At 53.5% G+C, this 22,233-nt stretch carries 23 protein-coding genes; 13 read left to right on the plus strand and 10 right to left on the minus strand.

What is annotated here, in order from left to right; genetic code table 11:
• Positions 1-8: 8 nt before the first annotated feature.
• The 3 genes from LG202_RS06815 (at position 9) to LG202_RS06825 (ending at position 4,688) form a co-directional block, all read left to right on the plus strand.
• Complete coding sequence (locus tag LG202_RS06815) at positions 9-860, plus strand: peptidylprolyl isomerase (RefSeq protein WP_268867572.1); 852 nt, start codon at positions 9-11, stop codon at positions 858-860.
• A 79-nt stretch (positions 861-939) separates the two neighbouring features.
• Positions 940-2,694, plus strand: a complete 1,755-nt coding sequence (locus tag LG202_RS06820) for a M61 family metallopeptidase (protein ID WP_230347642.1) — start codon at positions 940-942, stop codon at positions 2,692-2,694.
• Between the two features lie 47 nt (positions 2,695-2,741).
• The gene (locus LG202_RS06825; protein WP_230347643.1) at positions 2,742-4,688 is read left to right on the plus strand and encodes an FTR1 family protein; all 1,947 of its coding nucleotides are present in this window, start codon (positions 2,742-2,744) and stop codon (positions 4,686-4,688) included.
• Positions 4,689-4,804: 116 nt separating this feature from the next.
• On the opposite strand, the gene LG202_RS06830 is transcribed toward LG202_RS06825, so the two are convergent.
• Genes LG202_RS06830 through sucC form a run of 7 tightly spaced genes read right to left on the minus strand, consistent with a single transcriptional unit; the run spans position 4,805 to position 10,638 of the window.
• Positions 4,805-5,185, minus strand: coding sequence for a VOC family protein (locus LG202_RS06830; protein ID WP_230347644.1), 381 nt, complete (start codon positions 5,183-5,185; stop codon positions 4,805-4,807).
• Between the two features lie 18 nt (positions 5,186-5,203).
• Complete coding sequence (locus LG202_RS06835) at positions 5,204-5,548, minus strand: DMT family protein (protein ID WP_230347645.1); 345 nt, start codon at positions 5,546-5,548, stop codon at positions 5,204-5,206.
• Between the two features lie 14 nt (positions 5,549-5,562).
• A complete protein-coding gene (locus tag LG202_RS06840) occupies positions 5,563-5,901 on the minus strand; it encodes a P-II family nitrogen regulator (RefSeq protein ID WP_230347646.1) in 339 nt (112 codons plus the stop codon).
• A gap of 33 nt (positions 5,902-5,934) precedes the next feature.
• Positions 5,935-7,548, minus strand: coding sequence for an NAD+ synthase (locus LG202_RS06845; RefSeq protein WP_230347647.1), 1,614 nt, complete (start codon positions 7,546-7,548; stop codon positions 5,935-5,937).
• A gap of 45 nt (positions 7,549-7,593) precedes the next feature.
• Entirely contained in the window at positions 7,594-8,547 is a 954-nt protein-coding gene (locus LG202_RS06850; RefSeq protein WP_459724538.1) for an ankyrin repeat domain-containing protein, read from the minus strand.
• 46 nt (positions 8,548-8,593) lie between these two features.
• Complete coding sequence (gene sucD, locus LG202_RS06855; RefSeq protein WP_230347649.1) at positions 8,594-9,472, minus strand: succinate--CoA ligase subunit alpha; 879 nt, start codon at positions 9,470-9,472, stop codon at positions 8,594-8,596.
• A 2-nt stretch (positions 9,473-9,474) separates the two neighbouring features.
• Positions 9,475-10,638, minus strand: a complete 1,164-nt coding sequence (sucC, locus tag LG202_RS06860) for an ADP-forming succinate--CoA ligase subunit beta (RefSeq protein ID WP_230348062.1) — start codon at positions 10,636-10,638, stop codon at positions 9,475-9,477.
• Positions 10,639-10,769: 131 nt separating this feature from the next.
• On the opposite strand from sucC, the gene serB reads away from it, so the two are divergent.
• Positions 10,770-11,642, plus strand: coding sequence for a phosphoserine phosphatase SerB (serB, locus tag LG202_RS06865; protein WP_230347650.1), 873 nt, complete (start codon positions 10,770-10,772; stop codon positions 11,640-11,642).
• 10 nt (positions 11,643-11,652) lie between these two features.
• A complete protein-coding gene (locus LG202_RS06870) occupies positions 11,653-12,210 on the plus strand; it encodes a peptidylprolyl isomerase (protein ID WP_268867573.1) in 558 nt (185 codons plus the stop codon).
• 40 nt (positions 12,211-12,250) lie between these two features.
• On the opposite strand, the gene LG202_RS06875 is transcribed toward LG202_RS06870, so the two are convergent.
• The 3 genes from LG202_RS06875 to fabA form a co-directional block, all read right to left on the minus strand.
• The gene (locus LG202_RS06875) at positions 12,251-13,669 is read right to left on the minus strand and encodes an aminotransferase-like domain-containing protein (RefSeq protein ID WP_230348064.1); all 1,419 of its coding nucleotides are present in this window, start codon (positions 13,667-13,669) and stop codon (positions 12,251-12,253) included.
• Positions 13,670-13,777: 108 nt separating this feature from the next.
• A complete protein-coding gene (fabB, locus tag LG202_RS06880; RefSeq protein WP_230347651.1) occupies positions 13,778-15,001 on the minus strand; it encodes a beta-ketoacyl-ACP synthase I in 1,224 nt (407 codons plus the stop codon).
• Positions 15,002-15,061: 60 nt separating this feature from the next.
• Positions 15,062-15,577: a 3-hydroxyacyl-[acyl-carrier-protein] dehydratase FabA gene (gene fabA, locus LG202_RS06885; RefSeq protein WP_230347652.1), complete on the minus strand. Its 516-nt coding sequence runs from the start codon at positions 15,575-15,577 to the stop codon at positions 15,062-15,064.
• Positions 15,578-15,824: 247 nt separating this feature from the next.
• On the opposite strand from fabA, the gene LG202_RS06890 reads away from it, so the two are divergent.
• The 8 genes from LG202_RS06890 (at position 15,825) to LG202_RS06925 (ending at position 22,204) form a co-directional block, all read left to right on the plus strand.
• The gene (locus LG202_RS06890; RefSeq protein WP_230347653.1) at positions 15,825-16,841 is read left to right on the plus strand and encodes an AAA family ATPase; all 1,017 of its coding nucleotides are present in this window, start codon (positions 15,825-15,827) and stop codon (positions 16,839-16,841) included.
• A gap of 5 nt (positions 16,842-16,846) precedes the next feature.
• On the plus strand, positions 16,847-17,707 hold the full coding sequence (locus LG202_RS06895; protein WP_230347654.1) for a DUF58 domain-containing protein: 861 nt from the start codon (positions 16,847-16,849) through the stop codon (positions 17,705-17,707).
• A gap of 2 nt (positions 17,708-17,709) precedes the next feature.
• Entirely contained in the window at positions 17,710-18,660 is a 951-nt protein-coding gene (locus LG202_RS06900; RefSeq protein ID WP_230347655.1) for a hypothetical protein, read from the plus strand.
• Positions 18,657-19,637 carry a vWA domain-containing protein gene (locus LG202_RS06905; RefSeq protein WP_230348065.1) on the plus strand — a complete coding sequence of 327 codons (981 nt, stop codon included), beginning with the start codon at positions 18,657-18,659 and terminating at the stop codon, positions 19,635-19,637. Before LG202_RS06900 ends, LG202_RS06905 begins: the two co-directional genes overlap by 4 nt.
• Positions 19,628-20,164, plus strand: a complete 537-nt coding sequence (locus LG202_RS06910; protein ID WP_230347656.1) for a hypothetical protein — start codon at positions 19,628-19,630, stop codon at positions 20,162-20,164. The genes LG202_RS06905 and LG202_RS06910 overlap by 10 nt, the downstream gene beginning before the upstream one ends.
• A 7-nt stretch (positions 20,165-20,171) precedes the next feature.
• Positions 20,172-21,131, plus strand: a complete 960-nt coding sequence (locus LG202_RS06915; RefSeq protein ID WP_230347657.1) for a vWA domain-containing protein — start codon at positions 20,172-20,174, stop codon at positions 21,129-21,131.
• 162 nt (positions 21,132-21,293) lie between these two features.
• Complete coding sequence (locus tag LG202_RS06920; protein WP_230347658.1) at positions 21,294-21,737, plus strand: hypothetical protein; 444 nt, start codon at positions 21,294-21,296, stop codon at positions 21,735-21,737.
• On the plus strand, positions 21,731-22,204 hold the full coding sequence (locus tag LG202_RS06925) for a hypothetical protein (protein ID WP_230347659.1): 474 nt from the start codon (positions 21,731-21,733) through the stop codon (positions 22,202-22,204). Before LG202_RS06920 ends, LG202_RS06925 begins: the two co-directional genes overlap by 7 nt.
• Positions 22,205-22,233: the final 29 nt, after the last annotated feature.

Here is a 22,233-nt window from a genome sequence, read left to right on the forward strand (position 1 = left end):
TTCCATTTATGACATCCATTTCAACAAGCCAAGGAATTTTCATGAAACTCACTACCAGCGCCCTGATTGCCACGGTTGCTTTCGGTATCCTGCAACCTGCTTTTGCTGCTGGCACTTCTGGCAGCGTTGCCACTGTCAACGGCAAGCCAATCAAGCAATCCCTGTATGACTACATTGCCAAGGAAGCCTCCTCACGCGGGCAGACCGTTGATGACAATGTGAAGAATGTCATCATCAACAAGCTGATCGGCAGCGAGTTGATCTATCAGGAAGCTCAGCGCACTGGCCTGGACAAGCAGCCTGACTACCTGGCAAAGGAAGAACTGACCCGCCGTGAACTGCTAGTCAACACCTTCCTGCAAGACTACATCAAGAAGCACCCTGTCAGCGAAGCAGACACCAAGCTAGCCTACGAGAAATACAAGCAGGAACTGGGCGACAAGGAATACAGCGCACGCCATATCCTGGTACCGACCGAAGCTGAAGCCAAGGACATCATTGCGCAACTCGGCAAGGGTGGCGACTTTGCCAAGCTCGCCAAGGAAAAATCCAAGGATCCTGGCTCACAGGAAAAAGGCGGCGACCTGGGTTGGTTTGCCCCTGCTGGCATGGTCAAGCCATTCAGCGATGCTGTCGCCAAACTGCAAAAAGGCAAGTACACCACGGTTCCGGTACAAACCCAGTTTGGCTGGCACGTGATCAAGCTGGAAGATACCCGCACCACCCAGCCACCTTCTTTTGACGAAGTCAAAGACGGCCTGCAAAAGCAATTGCAGCAGCGCAACCTGGAAAAACTGCTGACCGACTTGCGCAGCAAGGCCAAGATTGACGCACCGGCTGGCACCAATATCGCCAAGTAATACCTAGCTTGCCATCAACAAGCCCGCCCAGCGGCGGGCTTTTTTCATATTGCTACTGACTGGATTGAGCTGACTGCCGATGAAGCCACACGATATTCACTATGCCGTGCGTTTCAATACGCCACAAAACCACCTGTTCGAGATTGAATGCCACATTGCCAAGCCAGCAACGGAAGGCCAGCAGCTTTCACTGCCTGCCTGGTTACCGGGCAGTTATCTGGTGCGGGATTTTGCACGGCATATCGTCAGCATCCAGGCCAGTAGCGATGGCAAAGTCATCAAACTGGCAAAAGTCGACAAAAGCACCTGGCGCGCAGCACCATGCCCAGGGGCACTCGTCATTCGCTATCAGGTATACGCCTATGACCTCTCGGTACGTACTGCCTACCTTGACCATAGCCGCGGCTACTTCAATGGCAGCAGTCTGTTTCTGCAAGTTGCAGGACAAGAGCATAAGCGGTGCAGCGTCGAGATTCACCACCCAGGCAAGGCCTATGCTGATTGGAGCATCGCTACCACCCTGCCTATGCTTAAAACCAACGCTCGCGGCTTTGGCACTTATGAAGCCGATAGCTATCAGTCACTGATCGATTACCCAGTAGAAATCGGTACCCTGGCAATCGCCGAATTCAAGGCCATGGGTGTACCGCACCGCCTCATCGTCTCTGGTAAACATGAAGCGGACCTCAAGACCATCAGTCGTGATCTCAAGAAAATATGCGAACACCATATCCGCTTTTTTGGCACAGCCCCATTCCAGCACTATGACTTCCTGCTCTATGCTGCGGCCGATAACCAATACGGTGGGCTGGAGCATAGGGATTCCACTAGCCTGATCTGCCCGCGCAGCTGGCTACCCGTCAAGCATGAGGAACACGATAGGCAGCAGTATCAGGATTTCCTCGGCCTATGCAGCCATGAGTACTTCCATGCCTGGCACGTCAAGCGCATACGTCCCAGCGTATTTGCCGACCCTGACTTGGGTCACGAAGCGTATACCCGCCTACTGTGGGTATTCGAGGGCTTCACTGCCTACTACGACACCCTAGCCCTGGTACGCAGCAGCTTAATGTCAGAGCAGGAATACCTTGCAACCTTAAGCAAAGACATCACGCGCTATCTACGCACCCCAGGACGCAAAGTGCAGGCACTGGAAGAATCCAGCTTCGATACCTGGATCAAGCTCTACAAGCCGGACGAGAACACCCCTAACAGCCAGATCAGCTATTACCTCAAGGGATCGCTGGTTGCGTTGGCAATGGATATCAGCCTACGCCTCAAGGGCCGCTCGCTGGACGAAGTCATGCACGCACTCTGGCAACGCTATCAATCAGGGCAGCTGGTTGATGAAGGTAGTATGCAGGCCTTGATCAGAGAAACCTGTGGCGACAAGCTATCAACCCTGTTCCGCGATTGCGTGCAAGGCTGCGAAGACCCACCACTGGAAAAGCTTCTGGCAAAATTCGGTATCAGCTTTTCCTCGCCCAAGGCCAATGATGCCGATACGGTGCGGCAATGGTTAGGCCTGCAATTAGCCAATGATGACACCCGTATTAGTCATGTTTTCAGCGGTAGCGCGGCAGAGCAGGCAGGCCTTGCCGCAGGAGATGTCATCATTGCCCACGACCAGCTCAAAGCGAGTAGCAAGAGCCTCAAGCAACAACTCAAGCGTGGCCGCAAGCAGATCAACCTGCACTTCTTCCGCCGCGATGAATTGATGACCACCAGTATCAAGCCACATGACCATGCCCTGGCCAATGTCTCGCTCACGCTCAGTGACAAACGCAAACCGGAACAAGATCAATTGCGGCAGGACTGGCTGGAGATAAGTTGATAGAATATAAAATTAATCGCATTTGCATTAAATTAAGGTCAGATCGCATGATAGCCACATCTCTTTCCCGCCTGTTAAGGTCATTATCAGCCCTCGCACTGGGCAGTTTGATCTGGCTAGCGGGTTTTCATACTGCCTATGCTGTCACCAATGAAGAAAAAGCCCAAACCGCAGTCCACATGCTGGATTACGTCAGCGTGGACTACCCGGAGTTTGTGCAGAATGGTGAAGTACTCAATCCGGAAGAGTATGAAGAGCAACTAGAATTTGCCACGCAATCTGCCACATTGATTGCAGAACTACCTGCACTACCCCAGCAAGCCGATTTATTGAAGCAAGCAACACAACTACGCGAGCATATCCTCGCCAAAGCCGATGGCAAGACGGTATCGGCCGCTGCCAATAACCTGCGCCTGGCCGTGATCCAGGCTTACAAGATCACGGTAGCCCCAAAAGACATTCCCGACCTCAACCGTGGCGCGCAACTATTTGGTGAAACCTGTGCGGCCTGTCATGGTGCGACTGGGCACGGTGATGGCCCGCTGGCCAAAGGATTGGAGCCTGAGCCGAGCAATTTCCACGATCAGGACCGCATGCGCATGCGCAGCATCTACGGCTTGTACAACACCATCACCCTGGGTGTGAATGGGACGCCCATGCAGTCGTACGCGCAACTGCCTGAAGCAGACCGCTGGAGTCTGGCGTTTTACGTGAGCACCCTGCGTTCCACAACCGAGCAGCAAACGAGCGGCGAACAATCATGGCAGCAAGGGCGCGGCAAGACAGAGCTGGGCAACCTCAAGCAACTGGTCATGCAAGCCCCTGCCGAAGTTGAGCAGGCAGGCCTGACTGATGTTCAGGCTTATCTGGCAGCACATCCTGCCTCCTTGAAGGCCATCGCAGGCAACCCGCTCAATATTTCACGTGAGCGGTTGGCATCAGCGCTAGCTGCTTACCGCGAGGGTGATGAGGCCAATGCACGCCAGCATGCCATCAGTGCCTATCTGGAAGGTTTCGAGCTGGTAGAAAACAGCCTGGACAATCTGGACAAACCGCTACGCCTGAACATTGAGCGCCATATGATGGACTTGCGCAGTGCTATTGCCCGCCATGCCAGCGTTGCAGACATCGAAACACAGATTGAAAAACTCAACGAGCTGCTAGACGATGCCGATGAAACCCTAGGCTCTGGCAGCCTCACCGGTGCCACGGCTTTTGTCAGCTCATTGCTGATTCTGTTGCGCGAAGGCCTGGAAGCCATCTTGGTACTGGCTGCCCTGAGCGCATTCATCAGCAAAACCGGGCGGCGTGACGCGCTACCCTACTTCCACCTGGGCTGGATTTTTGCCGTGATACTTGGTGGTGCTACCTGGTTTGTTGCCAGCTACCTGCTCACTATCTCCGGGGCAGGGCGTGAAATGACCGAGGGCATTACCGCGCTGATTGCCGCGGCCATGTTGCTCTATGTTGGCTACTGGCTGCACACCAAATCCAGCGCCAATGCCTGGCAACAGTTCATCAACAGCCACGTTAAGGCAGCGCTCAACAAGCGTACCTGGTGGGCGATTGCCGGGGTTTCCTTCCTCGCTGTCTACCGCGAGTTGTTCGAGGTGATCTTGTTCTACCAGGCGCTGTGGTCACAGGCGGGTCCCGAAGGCCAAGGTGCTGTACTTGCCGGAATTGTCGCCGCAGCCGTGTTACTGGCTATCATCTCCTGGGCCATCCTTAAATACAGCATCCGCCTGCCGCTGGGCAAGTTCTTCGCCACCACTGCCGGGCTACTGGCACTACTGGCCGTAGTCTTCTCTGGCAATGGCATTGCAGCACTGCAAGAAGCCGGGATCATTGCTGCTGATCGCATCCATTTCATCAGCGTTCCCTTGCTCGGTATTCACCCAACCATCCAAACGCTGACTGCCCAGGGCATTGTGCTGGCACTCATCGTGGCTGGCATGCTACTCAATCGCCAGCAGGAGAAAAAGTCGCAGCATTAACTTCTGCTCAATGTGCATACTAAAAAGCCTGGCATGTACAACATGCCAGGCTTTTTTTATTCGTCACCAATATAGTCCGCCATTCGGGCGTAGGAATGTCAGTGACAATCCAGTGACTAATCCATTTTTACCGCAGAAAACTCCAGGGCATTACCATCAGGGTCACGACAGAACAGGGCTGCACGTCCGGACATGCTCATGCTGTACTCCACACCAGCCTCGTCGAGTGCCTGCTTGATAGGCATTACGTCATCCACGGCAAAGGCCACATGATAGTCGCGCCCACCATGGGCAGGTAGTTCGGCATCTGCGTAGGGGTTGGGCACCACCATGAGGTGAAGCTGGTTAAGGCCAATGTCATACCAAACACCCTCGAAGTTCATGGCAGGGCGCTTGTCACTCGGCACCAAGCCAAGCAGGCCTTCGTAAAATGCACGGGAGCGAGCGATATCAGCGACAATAATGCCGGTGTGCAGCAGGCGATTGATCTTGATCACTTTTTCTCTCCTCAACACTCACATCGAGCGGAACATGAAATAAACAGCACCCACCAGGCACAAGCCAGCCCAGAGAAAATCCAGCTTGATCGGCTGCTGCATGTAAAACATGGCAAATGGCAGGAAGACGGTCAAGGAGATCACCTCCTGCAATATCTTGAGTTGGGGTAAGCTAAGCGCCGTATAACCGATGCGGTTGGCCGGCACTTGAAACAGGTATTCGACCAACGCAATCCCCCAGCTCAGGAAAGCGGCGATATACCAAGGCTTGTCGTTGAGATTCTTGAGATGGGCATACCAGGCAAACGTCATGAACACGTTGGACACGCTCAATAGCAAGATCGTCTTCAACAAGACTGGCATCAGGCACTCTCCGTCTAGATCGCGGCTTCGTCTGTCTCACCAGTGCGAATGCGGATGATCTGCTCTACTGGCGTGACAAAAATCTTGCCATCACCAATCTTGCCAGTGCGGGCAGCCTTGATGATGGCCTCAACCGCAGCATCAACCACATCGTCGGTCACAACCAATTCAACCTTGATTTTGGGCAGGAAATCCACGACATACTCGGCACCGCGATATAGCTCGGTATGGCCTTTCTGGCGCCCAAAACCCTTAACCTCGGTCACGGTGAGACCGTTTGCGCCGATTTCAGACAGTGCTTCACGCACTTCATCTAGCTTGAATGGTTTGATGACTGCCTCAATTTTTTTCATAACTCGCTCCTTCTCCTAATATTGGTTCCATCTTCACGCTATCTCATTGAACACATATCGATTCGTCAATGGATAGCGCCTGTCCTTGCCAAATCCACGCTGCGTCACCCGGACTCCGACTGGGGCCTGGCGACGCTTGTATTCATTGCGGTCTATCAATCGCGTCACCCGCAGTACGTCCTGCTCTCGATAACCTAACGCCAGAATATCCTCCCAGCTCTTATCGTGTTCGACATACGCCTCCATGATGCCATCCAGTACCGCATAATCCGGCAAGCTTTCCTGGTCTGTCTGTCCATGTCGCAACTCGGCAGAGGGTGGTCGCACAATGATACGCTCAGGAATCACCGGGCTGATCTGATTACGGTATTTGGCGAGCTGGTACACCAGCGTCTTGGAGACATCCTTGAGCAAGGCAAAGCCCCCAGCCATATCACCATATAGTGTCGAATAGCCTACTGCAGTCTCGCTCTTGTTACCTGTGGTCACGACCATATTGCCAAACTTGTTGGAGATCGCCATCAACAATGTGCCTCGCACACGTGCCTGCAGGTTTTCCTCGGCAGTGTCGAAAGACTTACCCGCAAACTCCGGAGCCAACGCCATGCAGAAAGACTCGAATACCGGCCCAATGGCAATTTCGCTATATCGCACATTGAGGGCTGACGCCATTGCCCTGGCATCTTCCAGGCTAATCGAGGCAGTAAACTCGGAAGGCATCATGACGGCCTGCACCTTATCGGCACCCAAGGCATCCACAGCAATCGCCAAGGTCAGGGCAGAATCAATGCCTCCGGACAAACCCAGCAGCACACCGGGGAAATTGTTTTTCAACACATAGTCGCGGAAGCCCAGGCTCAGTGCCTTGTAAACTGCGTCTTCCAGCTCCGGGACTGGATGAATCTCAGCGCGCTCTGGCGCTCCATGACTAAAGGACACCATGCCCAGCATCTCTTCAAAAGAAGGCAATTGCTGCACCAAGGCTCCTTCGTCATTCATGACGAACGATGCACCATCGAACACCAGCTCATCCTGCCCGCCCACTAGGTTGGCATAGACGACAGGCAAGCCGGTTTCACGGATACGATCACGCACCACGGCATGGCGCTCATGCTGCTTGTTGATGTGATAGGGAGAGGCGTTCAATACCAGCAGCACCTCTGCGCCCGCATCGCGAGCACGCCGGGCGGGCTCGGGAGCCCAGACATCGGCACAAATCACAATGCCCAGCTTGCAGCCCTGGTGATTAATCACTAAAGGCTGGCTACCTTCACTGAAATAGCGCACCTCGTCAAACACACTATCATTCGGCAATAACTCCTTGTGGTAGGTCTGGCGTACTTGTCCAGCCTGCAACACGGAGGCAGCGTTATAGCGATTGCCCAGATATTTGCGCGGATGCCCCACTATCACCGTCAGTTCGCCGGGTAGCTCGCGCGCCAAGGCGTACAATGCGCGATCGCACGCAAGGTTAAAATCATCACGCAGCAACAAATCCTCGGGGGAGTATCCAGACAATACTAATTCAGGACACAACAACAAGGTTGCACCAGCCGATTGTGCATGCTGGGCCTGCTCAATAATCTTGGCCGTATTGCCCTTGAGATCGCCAGCCGTGGCATTAATTTGCGCGATCGCGATCTTCATTTCACGCGTGACCCGGCAAGAAATAACTTCCGATATAGCTGCACGTTAATAGCTACCGCCAGCATCCTTGATCAGTTGCACGATCTCGGGTTTCTTACCCTTCAAGGCATACACCAATGCAGTCAGGCCATATTGATCCCTCACCTTCACATCTGCCCCGCTATCCAACAACAGCTTAACCAGATCAACATTGCCATCAGTAACAGCATATTGCAGGATGGGCGTGCCTTCAGAATCCTTGTGGTTAACATCGGCACCCTTGTCGAGTAGCACCTTGGATGAGGCGATTTGGGATTTCTTTACCGCCCAGGAAAGTGCAGTCCACTTGGTCTTGTCCTGCGCATCTATCTTGGCGCCTCTTTCTAGCAGCAGCGAGGTAGCCTCGGCATTGCCTTCACGCGCAGCATACATCAACGCCGTCAAGCCAAAGCGATCCCGGGCAGCAATGTCAGCGCCTTGATCAAGCAAAGTCTTGATCGTTTCAATGTCGCCATGTCTTGCGGCATACATGAGAATACTCTTGCCGTCGTCACTCTTGCTGCTGGGGTCTATCCCACGCTGCACCAATAGACCCACCATTTCACTATAGCCCGAGGTTGCCGCCATGCCCAAAGCGCTCCAGCCGGATTCATCGCGCACCTTGGCATCTGCTCCATGCTCCAGCAACACCTTGGCTGTCGCCACAAAGTTTTTCTTAGCAGCAAACATGAGGGCCGTCCATCCGCCTGCATCCTTGGCGTTGACGTCAGCACCTTTTTCCAACAGTGCACGGGCCACATCGGCCTTGTCCTTGCGTGTGGCATACATCAGGGCCGTGATCCCCTCAGCATCCTTGGTGTTAGGGTCCACTCCGCTACTGAGGAGAGACTTGACCGTAGCCAGATCACCCTTGGACGACACCGTCAGCAGATAAGGCACCTGGTCTTGTGCCATGGCGGGTATTGCCACCACGCTAAGCAATGCACTACACAGCACGACAGCAGTTAAACGACGCAACATAGAAATTTCCATGGCTGATAAATGAACCCTATTACCCACTTGATATTTACTGCTTGGCCTTGATGGCAGCTTGTACTGCCTCACCAAGCCCAGCTGGCGAGCTTGCCACTACCACGCCCGCTTGCTCCAGCGCCCTGATCTTGTCCTCAGCCTTGCCACTACCACCGGAGATGATCGCGCCTGCATGACCCATACGCTTACCTGCTGGTGCCGTTTGGCCAGCAATGTAGCCTGCCACCGGCTTGGTGACGTATTGCTTGATATATTCAGCAGCGGCCTCTTCATCACTACCACCAATCTCGCCCACCATGATAATGGCTTCGGTTTCAGGGTCAGCCTGGAACAGCTCAAGACAATCGATAAAGTTCATGCCGCGAATGGGGTCCCCACCTATGCCTACACAGGTAGATTGCCCCAATCCGAGAGCGGTAGTCTGGTGCACAGCTTCATAAGTCAAGGTACCGGAACGCGAGACGATGCCTACCTTGCCACGCAAGTGAATACTACCGGGCATAATGCCTATCTTGCACTCATCCGGCGTAATGACGCCAGGGCAATTGGGGCCGACCAGGCGTGCACCATTGGCCTTGAGCGCTGCCTTGACATTGAGCATATCCAGCACTGGGATGCCTTCAGTGATACAGACGATCAACTCGATGCCAGCATCACAGGCTTCCAGAATAGAATCGGCAGCAAATGCAGGTGGCACATAGATCACCGAGGCATTGGCCGCGGTTTCGCTCACCGCAGCGCGCATGGTATTGAACACAGGCAAGTCGAGATGGCGTTGCCCCCCTTTGCCTGGCGTTACGCCGCCTACCATCTTGGTACCGTAGGCCAGCGCCTGTTCGGAGTGGAATGTGCCCTGCTTGCCGGTAAAGCCCTGGCAAAGCACCTTGGTATTATTGTTGACCAATATTGCCATGATTATGCCTTCACTGCTGCTACTGCCTGCTGCGCGGCATCGGTAAGGCCGGCTGCAGAAATAATCGATAAACCGCTTTCGCTCAACATCTTGCGACCCAGCTCCACGTTGGTACCTTCCAGGCGTACCACGACAGGAATTTCAATACCCACTTCCTTCACTGCGGTAATAATGCCCTCGGCAATAATGTCGCAGCGCATGATGCCGCCAAAGATATTGACCAGGATGGCCTTGACGTTAGGGTCGGCAAGAATGATCTTGAAAGCACGCGCGACCGTTGTTGCAGTGGCCCCGCCACCCACATCAAGAAAATTGGCGGGTGCGCCACCGTGCAGCTTGATTAAGTCCATGGTGGCCATGGCCAAGCCTGCGCCATTCACCATACAGCCGATGTTGCCGTTGAGCGCGATGTAATTGAGGCCAGCATTGTGTGCCTCTGCCTCCTTGGCATCGTCCTGACTCCAGTCACGCTGTTCCGCCAGTTCGCGGCGACGATACAAGGCGTTGTCATCTACGCTCATCTTGCAATCCAGCGCCATCAGGGCACCCTCAGCAGTGACGATCAACGGATTAATCTCCAGCAGGGCGAGGTCGTTTTCCTTGAATAAGCGGTACAAGCCCTTGGCCAGTCGCGTGAAAGCGGCAATCTGGTCGCCCGCCAAACCCAAGGCAAAGGCAATATTGCGTGCTTGGTAATCTACCAAGCCATTCAGAGGGTCACAGACTTCTTGCAGAATCTTCTCTGGGCTGTGCTGGGCAATTTCCTCGATATCCATGCCACCCGCTTCGGAGGCCACCAGCACGATACGCTCCAATGAGCGATCCACCAGCATAGATAGGTAAAGCTCGCGGGCGATCGGCAAGGTTTCCTCGACCAGCACTTTTTCTACCGGTTGGCCATCGGGGGCATTCTGGTAAGTCACCAGGCGTTTGCCGAGCAGGCTGACAGCCACATCCTGCACCTCATCAAGGCTACGCACCACTTTCACGCCACCCGATTTACCGCGGCCTCCTGCATGTACCTGGGCCTTGACTACCCAGGCATTGCCCTCTAACGCCCTCGCAGCTTCAATCGCTGCCTGTGCGGTTTCCGCCACCTGGCTACGCGGTACGGGAATGCCATAACGCTGCAACAAAGCCTTGGCCTGATACTCATGCAAATTCATGTTTTTACTTTTGTAATGACCTAATAGCGTATTTTCGCGCAAATCCCCGTCTTGCGCCAGCTTGGCGGCCTGGCAATAGCGCAACAGATGTATAATGAAAAACAATTTTTCACTCCCACATTGTTTTGACTATGCGCCTCGTTATCCAGGGCCCAGGCATCAGCTTCCAGCAACTGGCCCATATCCACCAGCTCCTCAGCGCCAGCCACCAGCAGTTCATCCAGATCGGCGAGCATGCTTACCAACTGGCCAATCAATCCGAAATCCCGCCTGAACTACATGCCTTCTGCCTGGATCAGCGCATTGATATTGCCCTCGTCGATGACCTGCACAACCTGAATAATCTGGGCTTGGCAGTAATGGACATGGACTCCACGCTCATCACCATAGAATGCATAGACGAGATTGCCGACATGCAAGGCTTGAAGCCGCAAGTCGCCGAGATTACCGAAAGTGCGATGCGCGGCGAGATTGAATTTGCCGAAAGCCTGCGCCGACGCGTGGCCCTGCTTGAAGGCCTGGATGCCTCAGCCCTGCAACGCGTGATTGACGAGCGCCTGCAACTAACACCAGGTGCCCAGGCCTGGATTTCCGCCTGCAAGCAACACAATATCAAGACGATGCTGGTATCAGGTGGCTTTGATTTCTTTGCTGATCGCGTAAAAGCCATGCTGGGCCTGGATGTTGCCAAAGCCAACTCACTGGAAATCATCGAGGGCAAGCTGACTGGCCGCGTGCTGGGCAATATCGTCGATGCCCAGGCCAAAGCAGATTACCTCGAGCGCTTCCGTCAGGAATTAGGCCTGAGGCAAGATCAAGTCGTCGCCATTGGCGATGGTGCTAACGACCTGACCATGATGTCAGCCGCAGGTTGTGGCGTGGCCTACCATGCCAAGCCCGTAGTGCAAGAAAAAGCCACGTATGCGCTTAACCATACCAACCTGGAGGGCCTGGTCTATCTGTTCAGCCCCTTATCTGCGTCTTCAGCTCAAACCTGTCATTGAGGAATTGTCTATGTTATCTACCTTTTTGCGCCTACCCACGCTCATGATCCTGCTTTTGGGCAGCCTGCATGCCATGGCTGAACCCTTGGCTGAAATCCAGACCAGCGAAGGCTTGATCGTGGTTGACCTGAACAGCGAGAAAGCCCCTAACAGCGTAGCCAACTTCATTCGCTACGCAAAGGAAGGTCATTATGCAGGGACGATTTTCCATCGTGTGATTGCCGGCTTCATGATTCAAGGCGGTGGCCTTGATACCAATTTCGAGCCAAAGCCGACGCATCCGCCGATCAAGAACGAAGCCGACAATGGCCTCACCAACGCCACCGGTACCATTGCCATGGCACGTACCAGCGACCCGCACTCAGCCTCGGACCAGTTCTTTATCAATGTTGCCAACAACGCCTCGCTTAACTTCAGCGAGCGCTCGAGCACCGGCTGGGGTTATACCGTATTTGGCCGAGTGATCAAGGGCATGGATGTGGTACAGCGTATTGCAATCATGCCGACGGATGGCGGTGATGCTCCCTTCCAGAACATCTTGATCCAGTCCGTCACGATCAAGGAGTAAAGCCATGCCTGGCTAAAGCCGGGCATGCTCATCTTATCCATCAGGGCCGCATGGCATCAATCAATCGACCTAAAGTCCTGAATGCTTGTTCCACAGGCGCATCGACAGGCTTACTGTAATTGATGCGTATGCAATGACGGCACTGACGCCTCACCGAGAACATCGGGCCGGGCGCAACGCTCACCCCCTGCGCCAAGGCTTGCTGGAACAAGGCCAGCGCATCCACATGCTCCGGCAATGCAGCCCAGAGGAAATAACCGCCATGAGGCCGTGTCACCTGTGTCTCTGCCGGGAAATATTGCGCAATCAAGTGCAGATACTGATGTTGCTGCAATTCAAACTTGGTACGTAGTTTGCGCAAGTGTCGGTCATAGCCGCCATGTTGCAGAAAGTCTGCCATGGCTGCCTGCGCAATCGTACTGGTAGAGAGCGAGGTAATCACCTTGAGGCGCTCTACCCCCCGCTCAAAACGGCTCGGCAACAAGGCCCAACCTATACGGTAGCCCGGCGCCAGGGTCTTGGAGAACGAGCTGCAATGCATGACATACCCCTCTTGGTCATAGGCCTTGGCAGGCCTGTGCTCCTGCATGCCAAAATACAGTTCGCCATAGACATCATCCTCAATCAGTGGCACTTGGTAACGTGTCAGCAACGTAACCAAGGCTTGCTTGCGTTCCGCTGGCATCGAAACCCCCATGGGGTTCTGAAAGCTGGTCATGCTCCAGCAAGCGCGTATCGGCGCTTTTTCCAGCATTTGCGCTAGATAATCAAGATCCATCCCATGGATTGGGTCGACAGGAATTTCTACCGCCTTGAGTTGCAAGCGCTCCAGTGCTTGCAAGCAGCCATAAAACGCTGGTGATTCGATAGCAACCAAATCACCAGGCTGGGTCACCGCCTCCAAGCACAGATTCAGCGCTTCAAACGCGCCATTGGTAATCAGGATGCTATCGACATCCGCCTCTATGCCCTGCATAAGATAACGCCGGGCAATCTGCCGACGCAGATCATGATTCCCCGGTGGCAATGATTCAACAATCGCCGCAGGCCCCATATCGCGCGTGGCATGCGCAAGGGAACGTGAAAGCCGCTCCAGCGGGAACAAACCCGGCCAGGGAAATGCAGACCCCAATGGCACGGTATCTGGGTCCTTGATAGAGCCGAGAATGGAAAACACCAAATCAGAGATCGTGACCTCAGTGCTCTCCTGCTCCGGCACAGGCGTACTCTTGGACGCTAGCTGCTTGATGGCATGATTACTGACGTAATAACCAGATTTGGGCTGGGCACGAATCAACCCCAGGTTTTCCAACTCGTAATACGCCCGGAACACTGTAGCTGGGCTGAGTTTGTGATGGAGGCAAGCCTGACGTACAGAGGGAAGTTTTTCGCCTGGTGCCAGCACTCCAGAGCGAATGGCAGTCGAGATATCATGCACCAGTTTTTCATAGCGTTTCATGCCGGTTGCTGCCTTATTTCTATCATTCCAGGAGTGACCGCCTTCAATCGCTATCATTGCGGTTCCCAGAAACGACAACGGGGCATTAGGCCCCGTTATTTTAGATCATCACGCGAGTTGCCTGCGCGAGAAGGTCAATGTCGCATTGGTGCCACCAAACCCAAAACTGTTGGAAACAGCAGTCTGGATATTGGCATTATCGATGCGTTTGCGCACGATGTTGAGTCCTTCGGCGGCGGGGTCAAGATTCTCAATGTTGGCAGAAGCCGCAATGAAGTTGTTTTCCATCATCAGCAAGGTATAAATCGCTTCATTCACGCCCGCAGCACCCAGCGCATGGCCAGAGAGGGACTTGGTAGAGGCAATGGCAACATCGGTGCCACCGAATACCGCACGAATAGCTTCCAGCTCCTTGACGTCACCGACTGGGGTACTGGTACCATGGGTATTGATATAGTCCACAGGGCCTTCAACACCTTGCAGAGCCAAGCGCATGCAACGCTCCGCACCTTCACCACTTGGCGCCACCATGTCATAGCCATCAGAAGTGGCACCATAACCAACGATTTCCGCATAAATCTTCGCGCCGCGTGCCTTGGCATGCTCATACTCTTCCACCACCAGGATGCCACCGCCACCAGAAATGACGAAACCATCGCGATCAACGTCATAAGTACGGGAAGCCTTGTCCGGCGTGTCGTTATACTTGCTCGAAAGCGCGCCCATGGCATCGAACATGAAGGAAAGCGTCCAGTGCTCTTCTTCACCACCGCCAGCGAACACGATATCCTGCTTGCCAAGCTGAATCTGCTCCACCGCGGCACCAATACAGTGAGCGCTGGTAGCACAGGCAGAGCTGATACCGTAGTTGATACCCTTGATCTGCGCTCCAGTCGCCAGGCAAGCAGAAACACCACTCGCCATCGCCTTGGTCACCATATAAGGCCCTACACGACGCACACCCTTGGCACGCAACGTATCAATGCCTGAGAGAATGTTCTCGTGGGAAGCGCCACCCTGGCCGACAATCAAGCCCGTGCGTACATTTGAAACCAGCTCTGGGGGCAGGCTGGCATCGGCAATCGCCTCCTGCATTGCCAACCAGGCATAAGCATGGCCCTTACCCATGAAACGCAACAACTTGCGGTCAATCAGGGCTTCAAGGTCCAGATTCTCAATGGAACCAGCAACATGCGAGCGCAGCCCCTGGTCTACATATTCCTGTTGAAAGCGAATGCCTGAACGACCTGCTTGCAGGCTATCCAGGACTTCAGACTTGTTGTTACCGAGACTGGAGATGATGCCCATCCCGGTGACGACGACACGACGCATTGCGTGCTCTCCTACATTAATTCAATCAATACCAAGTTACTGAACAGCAGAACTTATCTGCTAGAAATTATCAGTGCGGGTAAACAAGCCAACGCGTAAATCATTGGCAGCATAAATCTCGCGCCCGTCAATTTCCATGTGGGCATCGGCAATACCCATCACCAGCTTGCGCATAATCACGCGTTTCAGATCAATGCGATAGGTAATCAGCTTACCAGTTGGCAACACCTGACCGGTAAACTTCACTTCTCCTGCACCCAAGGCGCGACCACGACCCTTGCCACCCATCCAGCCCAGGTAAAAACCCACGAGCTGCCACATGGCATCCAGGCCAAGACAGCCGGGCATAACTGGATCACCCTCAAAGTGGCAGTTAAAAAACCACAGATCGGGCCTGACATCCAACTCAGCCACAATCTGGCCATGACCATACTTACCACCATCTTCTGTAATGGAGACGATCCGGTCAAACATCAACATAGGTGGCAGGGGCAATTGTGCATTGCCTTCCCCAAACATTTCGCCACGACCGCAGGAAAGCAGTTCCTCAAAGGTAAAACTATTCTGTTTTTGCATTTAATTATTCTGTACTGGTAATCCCGTTATTTTCGCCTGAAATGCCATTTAACAAAAGCCCTAAGCAATGAAAGTATCAATAAATCTACTTGAATGCTGTTTCAATTTCACCCGGCTATCCCCCTCCAGGGCAACAAACACCGGGCAAACAAGGAAACTATACAGATCTGTTTACACCATGAATCAAAACCCCTACCATACGGGAAAATTTCCTTACACCCATTAACCTAGTACTGGAATCGACCACATGAGTGACCGTCAATTGACCGACTGGCGTGCGCAGGCATTGCAATTAGAGAGTAATGTTAACAAGGTGGTTGTCGGTCAGGCCAATGCCGTGCGCCTGATCACGACGGCCATTTTTGCCCGTGGGCATGTACTACTGGAAGGTGATGTCGGGGTTGGCAAAACGACCTTGCTGCGCGCCTTCACGCGTGGCATTGGCGGTGGCTACCAGCGTATCGAGGGCACAATAGATCTGATGCCCAACGATCTGGTATACCACACCTATCTCGGGGATGATGGTCGCCCACACGTCAGCCCGGGCCCGTTGCTGTCGCATGGCACCAATCTGTCGGTGTTTTTCTTCAACGAAATCAACCGTGCCCGTCCGCAGGTGCACTCGTTACTGTTGCGCGTCATGGCAGAGCGCACCTTGTCAGCATTCAACCGGGAACATCACTTCCCCCACATGCTGGTATTTGCTGACCGCAACCAAGTGGAAAAAGAAGAAACTTTCGAGATTCCTTCCGCCGCCCGTGACCGCTTCATGATGGAAATCCCCATCACCGTCCCGGCAGACATCGACATCATGGAATCTCTGATTTTCGAAACCCGCTTCCACGATGTGGATGCTCTGGTAGACCAAGTGACGCCTGACATCCTGCAATTTGATGGTCTCAACCAAGTCGCAGCCCTGATCCAGTCCAGCGTGCAAGCCAGCCCTGCCCTGCGTCGCTATACGCTAGATCTCTGGCTGGCCACCCGCACCCCAGCCGATTATGGCCTCAAGGTGGAGGGTGTAGACATTAAGCGCCTCGTTGTTGCGGGCGCCAGCCCACGCGGCATCGCCATGATGATGCGCGCTGCACGCGTCAACGCCTGGCTCAACGGGCGCGAAGCAGTGTTGCCCGAGGATATTCATGCCGTGTTCCACGAAACCATTGCACACCGCATGGTATTTAACCCCATCTATGAAATGCGCCGTACCGAGATCGCCCGCGAGCTGCTCAACCAGGCCATTCATAGTATCAGCGCCACCTGAACACCATGCATGAGCTAGCCAAGGAGTTCAGCTACCAGATCGGCTGGCGCTCCCGCGGCCGCCACCCTGGTCGCCATGCCAGTGCCCAACGCGGCCTAGGTATGGATTTTGTCGGCCATGCGCCGCTGATTTCCTATCCCGATCCACGCCGTATTGATCTGCGCCTCAGCCTGCGCGACCCGATGGAGCAGGTGTATGTGCGGATTTACAACCAGCGTAGTGCAGTGCCTGTATTGGTGGCTTGTGACTTGTCTGGTTCCATGGGATTTTCCGGTCACGTGAATAAACTGAAGATTGCCGCGGAAATCACCGCCTCAGCCGCGCAATCCGCCTCACGCGTCAATGATCCATTCGGCTTCATCGGCTTCGACGACACCGTGGGCGATGAGTGGATCATCCCCACCAGCACACGCGTACAAGCGGCTTATTTACTCGCAGAGCAACTACAAGATTACCGTCCTCCCCATGTTGGTGGTGCAGGCATCCTGCAGGTCAGCCGTCACTTGCCGCGAGAACGTGCCTTGGTGCTCCTCGTCTCGGATTTCCATATGCCACTGGAAACGCTGGAAGAAGCCCTGCTCTCCATGCAGCGTCATCACATTGTGCCCATCGTGCTGTGGGACGCTGCCGAATATAGCGCTATCCCCGAGTTTGGGCTAACACATGTCACGGACAGCGAAACTGGCGAGAAACGCACACTATTGTTGCGCAAAGCGACCCATGCCCGCATACAGGCGGCATTTGCCGAGCGGCGTGCCGCCCTCAACGCATTGTTCATGCGTTATGACTTGCCCCCTTTCTTTATTGAGCAAGGCTTCGACGCAGATGCCTTGACGGAATACTTCTACCAGTTTGTCACGGCCTGAACATGCGCACATTACCTAGATTCCACCTTCTACTGCTATTAGCCGCCATGCTCGCCAGTTCCTTGGCGTGGGCCAAAGATACCCCTGCGCAAACATCAGATGATCCACCCGTTACCATCACCGCCATTAACCCGGCTCGCGACGTCGGCTATCACGTCGGCGATATCCTCACCCGCACCATCACACTCAAGGTGTCTGACCAATACAGACTGTTGCCCACGTCATTGCCTATCCCCGGCAACCAGAAACGCCGTCAGAACAAGGAGCAAGGGATAGAAATCTATGCCAGCAAACTGAGTGAATCGCACAAGAATGGTCAAAATATCTACACGCTCGAACTCAGCTATCAGGTATTCACCTCCAGTATCGTCGCCAAGCCAACAGCCCTGCCTCCCGAATTCGTGAAATTTTCAGGCAATGGCAAGTTGTTCCAAGTCCGTATCCCGAGCTGGAATTTCCGCATTTCACCATTAGCCGTTTATGGCTCAGTTAATATCAGCAAGGACATGAGCCCATTTCGTGGCCCCTTGCTGATCAGCGATAGCAAACATCAACACGCCCTCATTGCAGCATTTACCGTGCTGGGCGTGAGCCTGCTCGGCTTGCTCTACATCCTGGGCAATCATGCCTGGCTACCGAAAATGGGCGGGCCATTTGCCAAGGCATATCGCAAGGTCAGGAAAACCAGCGCAGATACCCCCGGGTTGGAAAACGCCATCAACCATCTACATCAGGCTTTCAAACATAGTTGTGGGCAAAGCGTCTTCAGTGCAGAAGAGATTATCCAGATCAAACCTGCTTTCGCGCCGCTGGCTGACGATATAACTCGCTTCTTTTTATTGTCCCGCGCAATATTTTTCGATAGCTCGGAGCAAAACATCCCGGCAGATCCGCATCTATGGCTGCGCCAGTTCAGCCGCCGCTGCCGCGACATCGAGCGGGGGATGAAGTGAGCTTCACCCATGCCTGGTTGCTCATGCTGCTGCCTCTCAGCTTGGTGCCGTTATTGCTGGATCGCCAGCATAGCCGCAGCTATTCTTGGCTAGGCCTGTTGCCGCGTGACCGCATATCCGATCTCCTTGGCATCCTGCTGAAAATCCTTGCTGCACTGGCATTGTGCTTCATGTTGCTAGGAGCAGCCGGGCCGGCCACTGATGCGCAATATATCGAGCGCATTGGCCAAGGTGCGCAACTGGTGCTAGTGATTGACCGTAGTGCCAGTATGGACGAGGCCTTCTCCGGTGCCGAGGCCAGCGGCGTTGCCGGGGAATCGAAAGCCGCTGCTGCCGAGCGCCTGATCACGCGCTTTGTGCAAGAGCGCAGCAATGACATGTTCGGCATGGTGACCTTCAGCAACTCTGCCATGCACGCCCTGCCATTGACGGACAATCGCGAGGCCATATTGGCGGCCATCCGCGCCGCAGGTGGTGCTGCCTTGTTCCAGACCAATATAGGCAGCGGGCTTACCACAGGGCTTGCCCAGTTCGACAAGACACCAGATTCAGGCTCACGCGCCATCATCTTGCTCTCTGACGGCGGTGGCCGCATGGGTGCCAACACGCAGCAGAAAATCCGTGACTGGCTGGAGCGCATGAACGTCACACTGTATTGGATTGTGCTGCGTCAACCAGGTGCAACCAGCATCTTCGATACCAGCTATGTACCACCCGAGGACAAACCCTTGCCCCCGGCACTGGAGCTGAATGATTTCTTCAAGACACTGCGTACTAGCTACCAGGCCTACGAGGCCGAAGACCCGAAATCGCTGGCTACCGCCATCGAGGACATCAACCGCAAAGAAAAAAAACCTATCCGCTACCAGGAAGAAATTCCTGGTCGTGATTTCGCTCCCTATTGCTACCTGCTGGCAGCCATGCTGTTGTCATTGCTGCTGCTAGCCAAATTCATTGAGGTCAGAACATGGCACTAAGCGCCAGAAAACTCACCTGGGGGCTTACCCTCCTCGCCCTTGCCTCTACAGGCATCGCCGGTTGGCAGGTGTTGCAGATCAAACAGATTGCTGCATTCAACCAGGCCATCCAGCAGGGCAAGACCCCGAGCACACGCCAGGATAGCTATGAAGCCAAGTTCGCAGTCGCTTATTGGCAGGCACGCAACGGGCGCTACCAAGAGGCCACGCAACTGTTCGGGCAACTGTTAGACAAAGGCAACCATACCCAGCAATCCGCTGCCCAATTCAACACAGGCAATATCTTCTTTTTGCGTGGCCTCATTATTAATGGCCGTGATCTCACTGTACGCGACGAAACCGAGTATCTGCTCAACCAGGCACGCACCGCCTACGAACAATCCCTGCGCCTTGACAACAACTTCTGGGATGCCCGCCACAACCTTGACCGCGTGCTGAGCATGCTGCCATCCAATCCTACACCGGGGTCAGGCGAATCAGACTCGCCCGGCCTGATCATGGGCAACATCCCGGTAGGATTGCCATAGCCCCATCATGCTACCAGCCCACCTCAAACCTTATCTGCACCGCGAAACCCTGCTGCCGCTGCTGGCCTTGCTGCTGCTATTGGCCGCCGCATGCAAGCCCACTATCCCGGTGCCGCACAATATCTACAGCACCATGCTGGTCATCGACATTAGCCAGAGCATGAATACCAAGGGCATGAGCTGGCGCGGCGACGATATTTCCCGGCTGGAATACACCAAACACATTGCCCACGACCTGGTCGCCAGCATGCCCTGCGGCAACCGCGTCAGTCTGGCCTTCTTCTCCGGGCTGAGCGTAGCAGCCCTATATACGCCAATCGAAGTCTGTGCAAATTATGCCGCCATCCAGGACACCATTGCCCGCATTGAATGGCGCCAAGCATGGGCAGGCAACACCCGCCTGCGTGAAGGCGTTGACTCCCTCGCCCGCCTGCTACGCACCATGCCAGAACCCACCCAGGCTATCTTCTTCACCGATGGTGAAGAAGCCCCGCGCCTGCACGCCTTCAATACCCGCGACCTCAGCGATTTCCAGAAAGACGGCGATTGGCTGCTAGTCGGCATTGGCAGCAAGGAGCCACACCCCATTCCCAAGTTCGATGAAAATAATAAGCTACTGGGTTACTGGTCAGCTGAAAACTTCGTCCTGCAACCCGGCGTAGCGCAAATCTCCCAGCAAAACCTTGGCACACGCGACAAGGGCACCGCAGTATCGGAAAATGACCGCTACCAATCCACCCTGGATGAGGAATACCTGATCAAACTCAGCGAAGAAATCGGCGCTACCTATGTCAATGGTGACAGCTTGGAAGATGTCAAAAGCGCCATGCACGAACTCAAACCCAGCCGTCGAGACTTTGCGCCAATGCAGATTGACTGGCTGCTTGCGATAATTGCTGGGGGATTAGTGCTTGCTTCGTATACGCCGCAGCGATTGAGGAAAGTGTTGAAACACGTTTTGCATTAAAAATAAAATAGTAAAAATTTTATAAATAAGCAAAAATCATTACCTAAACACTAATAGCATCAGATATCATACTGCACTAATCCCTGTTAGTTATCACGCTCTACATAAGCTACTACTATAGCCCCCATACATTTGACATAGTTATAACCAAAAGAATTAAAAATGAAACACTTTCTATTAGGCTTGCTGTTGGCAGGAACATGTCTATCAGCATCAGGACGAGAATTCCACATTTGTGACAGTAAAGTTGATGGTACTTCAATTTGCGTTTTACAAAGTCAATTCGCCGAATACATTAATAAGAACTCCCCAACAAGCAGAGGAAATGTTCTAATCCTTACAGCGACAGCAATTGATAATGTTGTTCTAATAAATGGTGTAATTCAATCCCCAACACAAGAACTTCTTAAAGAGTTTAAGGTAAAATCTAAAAAAGAGCTTTTCGCCGCGGCAACCTCTGCAATGTCCAGAAACACTTCTAATAAAGAAATATGTACTCTAGGCTCTTCGTCCAGAAGTCTTATTGAGGCTGGTGGAGAAATGATTTATAACTTCAAGCTAGCAGATGGTACTCCATTCGCCTTATTACTGGTTAACAGATGCTAAGAAACAATAAATCACATTTATTAGTTAGTACAATTCTAGCGCTAGCTGGATTATTTTCACTCAGCCAATCAATTGCAGCAGAAAATCCTGCCTGTAAAAGCCAACTTAGAGGAAAATCAATATGTTTCTGGGCAAAACAATATGCTGAAGTAGTAGCAAAGCAAGTTCCGATGAAAACTGACAATGTCACGACAATTGTCTCGGCAGTAAGTGTGGATAATCGCATAGGATTTCATTTAGTTCTTGATGCTTCTGAAACTGAATTAAGTGACAAGCTTAAAGAAGCCACCCCTGCAGATATAGCCCGCTTCAAAACTATATTACTAGAGCAAGCTACTAATGGTCTCTGTACCATGAATAAAGATACCAAAGCATTCATCCAAGGTGGGGGAGAGGCTTCGTATACGGTGACTGATAATAGATTTAAGGCATTATTTACTTATATAGTAAATAAATGTCCAGCATGAATGACTAAACACTCTACGATATAATCATT

The sequence above is a fragment of the Methylobacillus methanolivorans genome (assembly GCF_054588515.1).

Excerpts from the sequence above, each read along its gene's own strand:
- LG202_RS06815 (WP_268867572.1), top strand. The coding sequence starts at position 9 with ATGACATCCATTTCAACAAGCCAAGGAATTTTCATGAAACTCACTACC.
- LG202_RS06820 (WP_230347642.1), top strand. The coding sequence starts at position 940 with ATGAAGCCACACGATATTCACTATGCCGTGCGTTTCAATACGCCACAA.
- LG202_RS06825 (WP_230347643.1), top strand. The coding sequence starts at position 2,742 with ATGATAGCCACATCTCTTTCCCGCCTGTTAAGGTCATTATCAGCCCTC.
- LG202_RS06835 (WP_230347645.1), bottom strand. The coding sequence starts at position 5,548 with ATGCCAGTCTTGTTGAAGACGATCTTGCTATTGAGCGTGTCCAACGTG.
- LG202_RS06840 (WP_230347646.1), bottom strand. The coding sequence starts at position 5,901 with ATGAAAAAAATTGAGGCAGTCATCAAACCATTCAAGCTAGATGAAGTG.
- LG202_RS06845 (WP_230347647.1), bottom strand. The coding sequence starts at position 7,548 with ATGAAGATCGCGATCGCGCAAATTAATGCCACGGCTGGCGATCTCAAG.
- LG202_RS06850 (WP_459724538.1), bottom strand. The coding sequence starts at position 8,547 with ATGTTGCGTCGTTTAACTGCTGTCGTGCTGTGTAGTGCATTGCTTAGC.
- sucD (WP_230347649.1), bottom strand. The coding sequence starts at position 9,472 with ATGGCAATATTGGTCAACAATAATACCAAGGTGCTTTGCCAGGGCTTT.
- sucC (WP_230348062.1), bottom strand. The coding sequence starts at position 10,638 with ATGAATTTGCATGAGTATCAGGCCAAGGCTTTGTTGCAGCGTTATGGC.
- serB (WP_230347650.1), top strand. The coding sequence starts at position 10,770 with ATGCGCCTCGTTATCCAGGGCCCAGGCATCAGCTTCCAGCAACTGGCC.
- LG202_RS06870 (WP_268867573.1), top strand. The coding sequence starts at position 11,653 with ATGTTATCTACCTTTTTGCGCCTACCCACGCTCATGATCCTGCTTTTG.
- LG202_RS06875 (WP_230348064.1), bottom strand. The coding sequence starts at position 13,669 with ATGAAACGCTATGAAAAACTGGTGCATGATATCTCGACTGCCATTCGC.
- fabB (WP_230347651.1), bottom strand. The coding sequence starts at position 15,001 with ATGCGTCGTGTCGTCGTCACCGGGATGGGCATCATCTCCAGTCTCGGT.
- fabA (WP_230347652.1), bottom strand. The coding sequence starts at position 15,577 with ATGCAAAAACAGAATAGTTTTACCTTTGAGGAACTGCTTTCCTGCGGT.
- LG202_RS06890 (WP_230347653.1), top strand. The coding sequence starts at position 15,825 with ATGAGTGACCGTCAATTGACCGACTGGCGTGCGCAGGCATTGCAATTA.
- LG202_RS06895 (WP_230347654.1), top strand. The coding sequence starts at position 16,847 with ATGCATGAGCTAGCCAAGGAGTTCAGCTACCAGATCGGCTGGCGCTCC.
- LG202_RS06900 (WP_230347655.1), top strand. The coding sequence starts at position 17,710 with ATGCGCACATTACCTAGATTCCACCTTCTACTGCTATTAGCCGCCATG.
- LG202_RS06910 (WP_230347656.1), top strand. The coding sequence starts at position 19,628 with ATGGCACTAAGCGCCAGAAAACTCACCTGGGGGCTTACCCTCCTCGCC.
- LG202_RS06915 (WP_230347657.1), top strand. The coding sequence starts at position 20,172 with ATGCTACCAGCCCACCTCAAACCTTATCTGCACCGCGAAACCCTGCTG.
- LG202_RS06920 (WP_230347658.1), top strand. The coding sequence starts at position 21,294 with ATGAAACACTTTCTATTAGGCTTGCTGTTGGCAGGAACATGTCTATCA.
- LG202_RS06925 (WP_230347659.1), top strand. The coding sequence starts at position 21,731 with ATGCTAAGAAACAATAAATCACATTTATTAGTTAGTACAATTCTAGCG.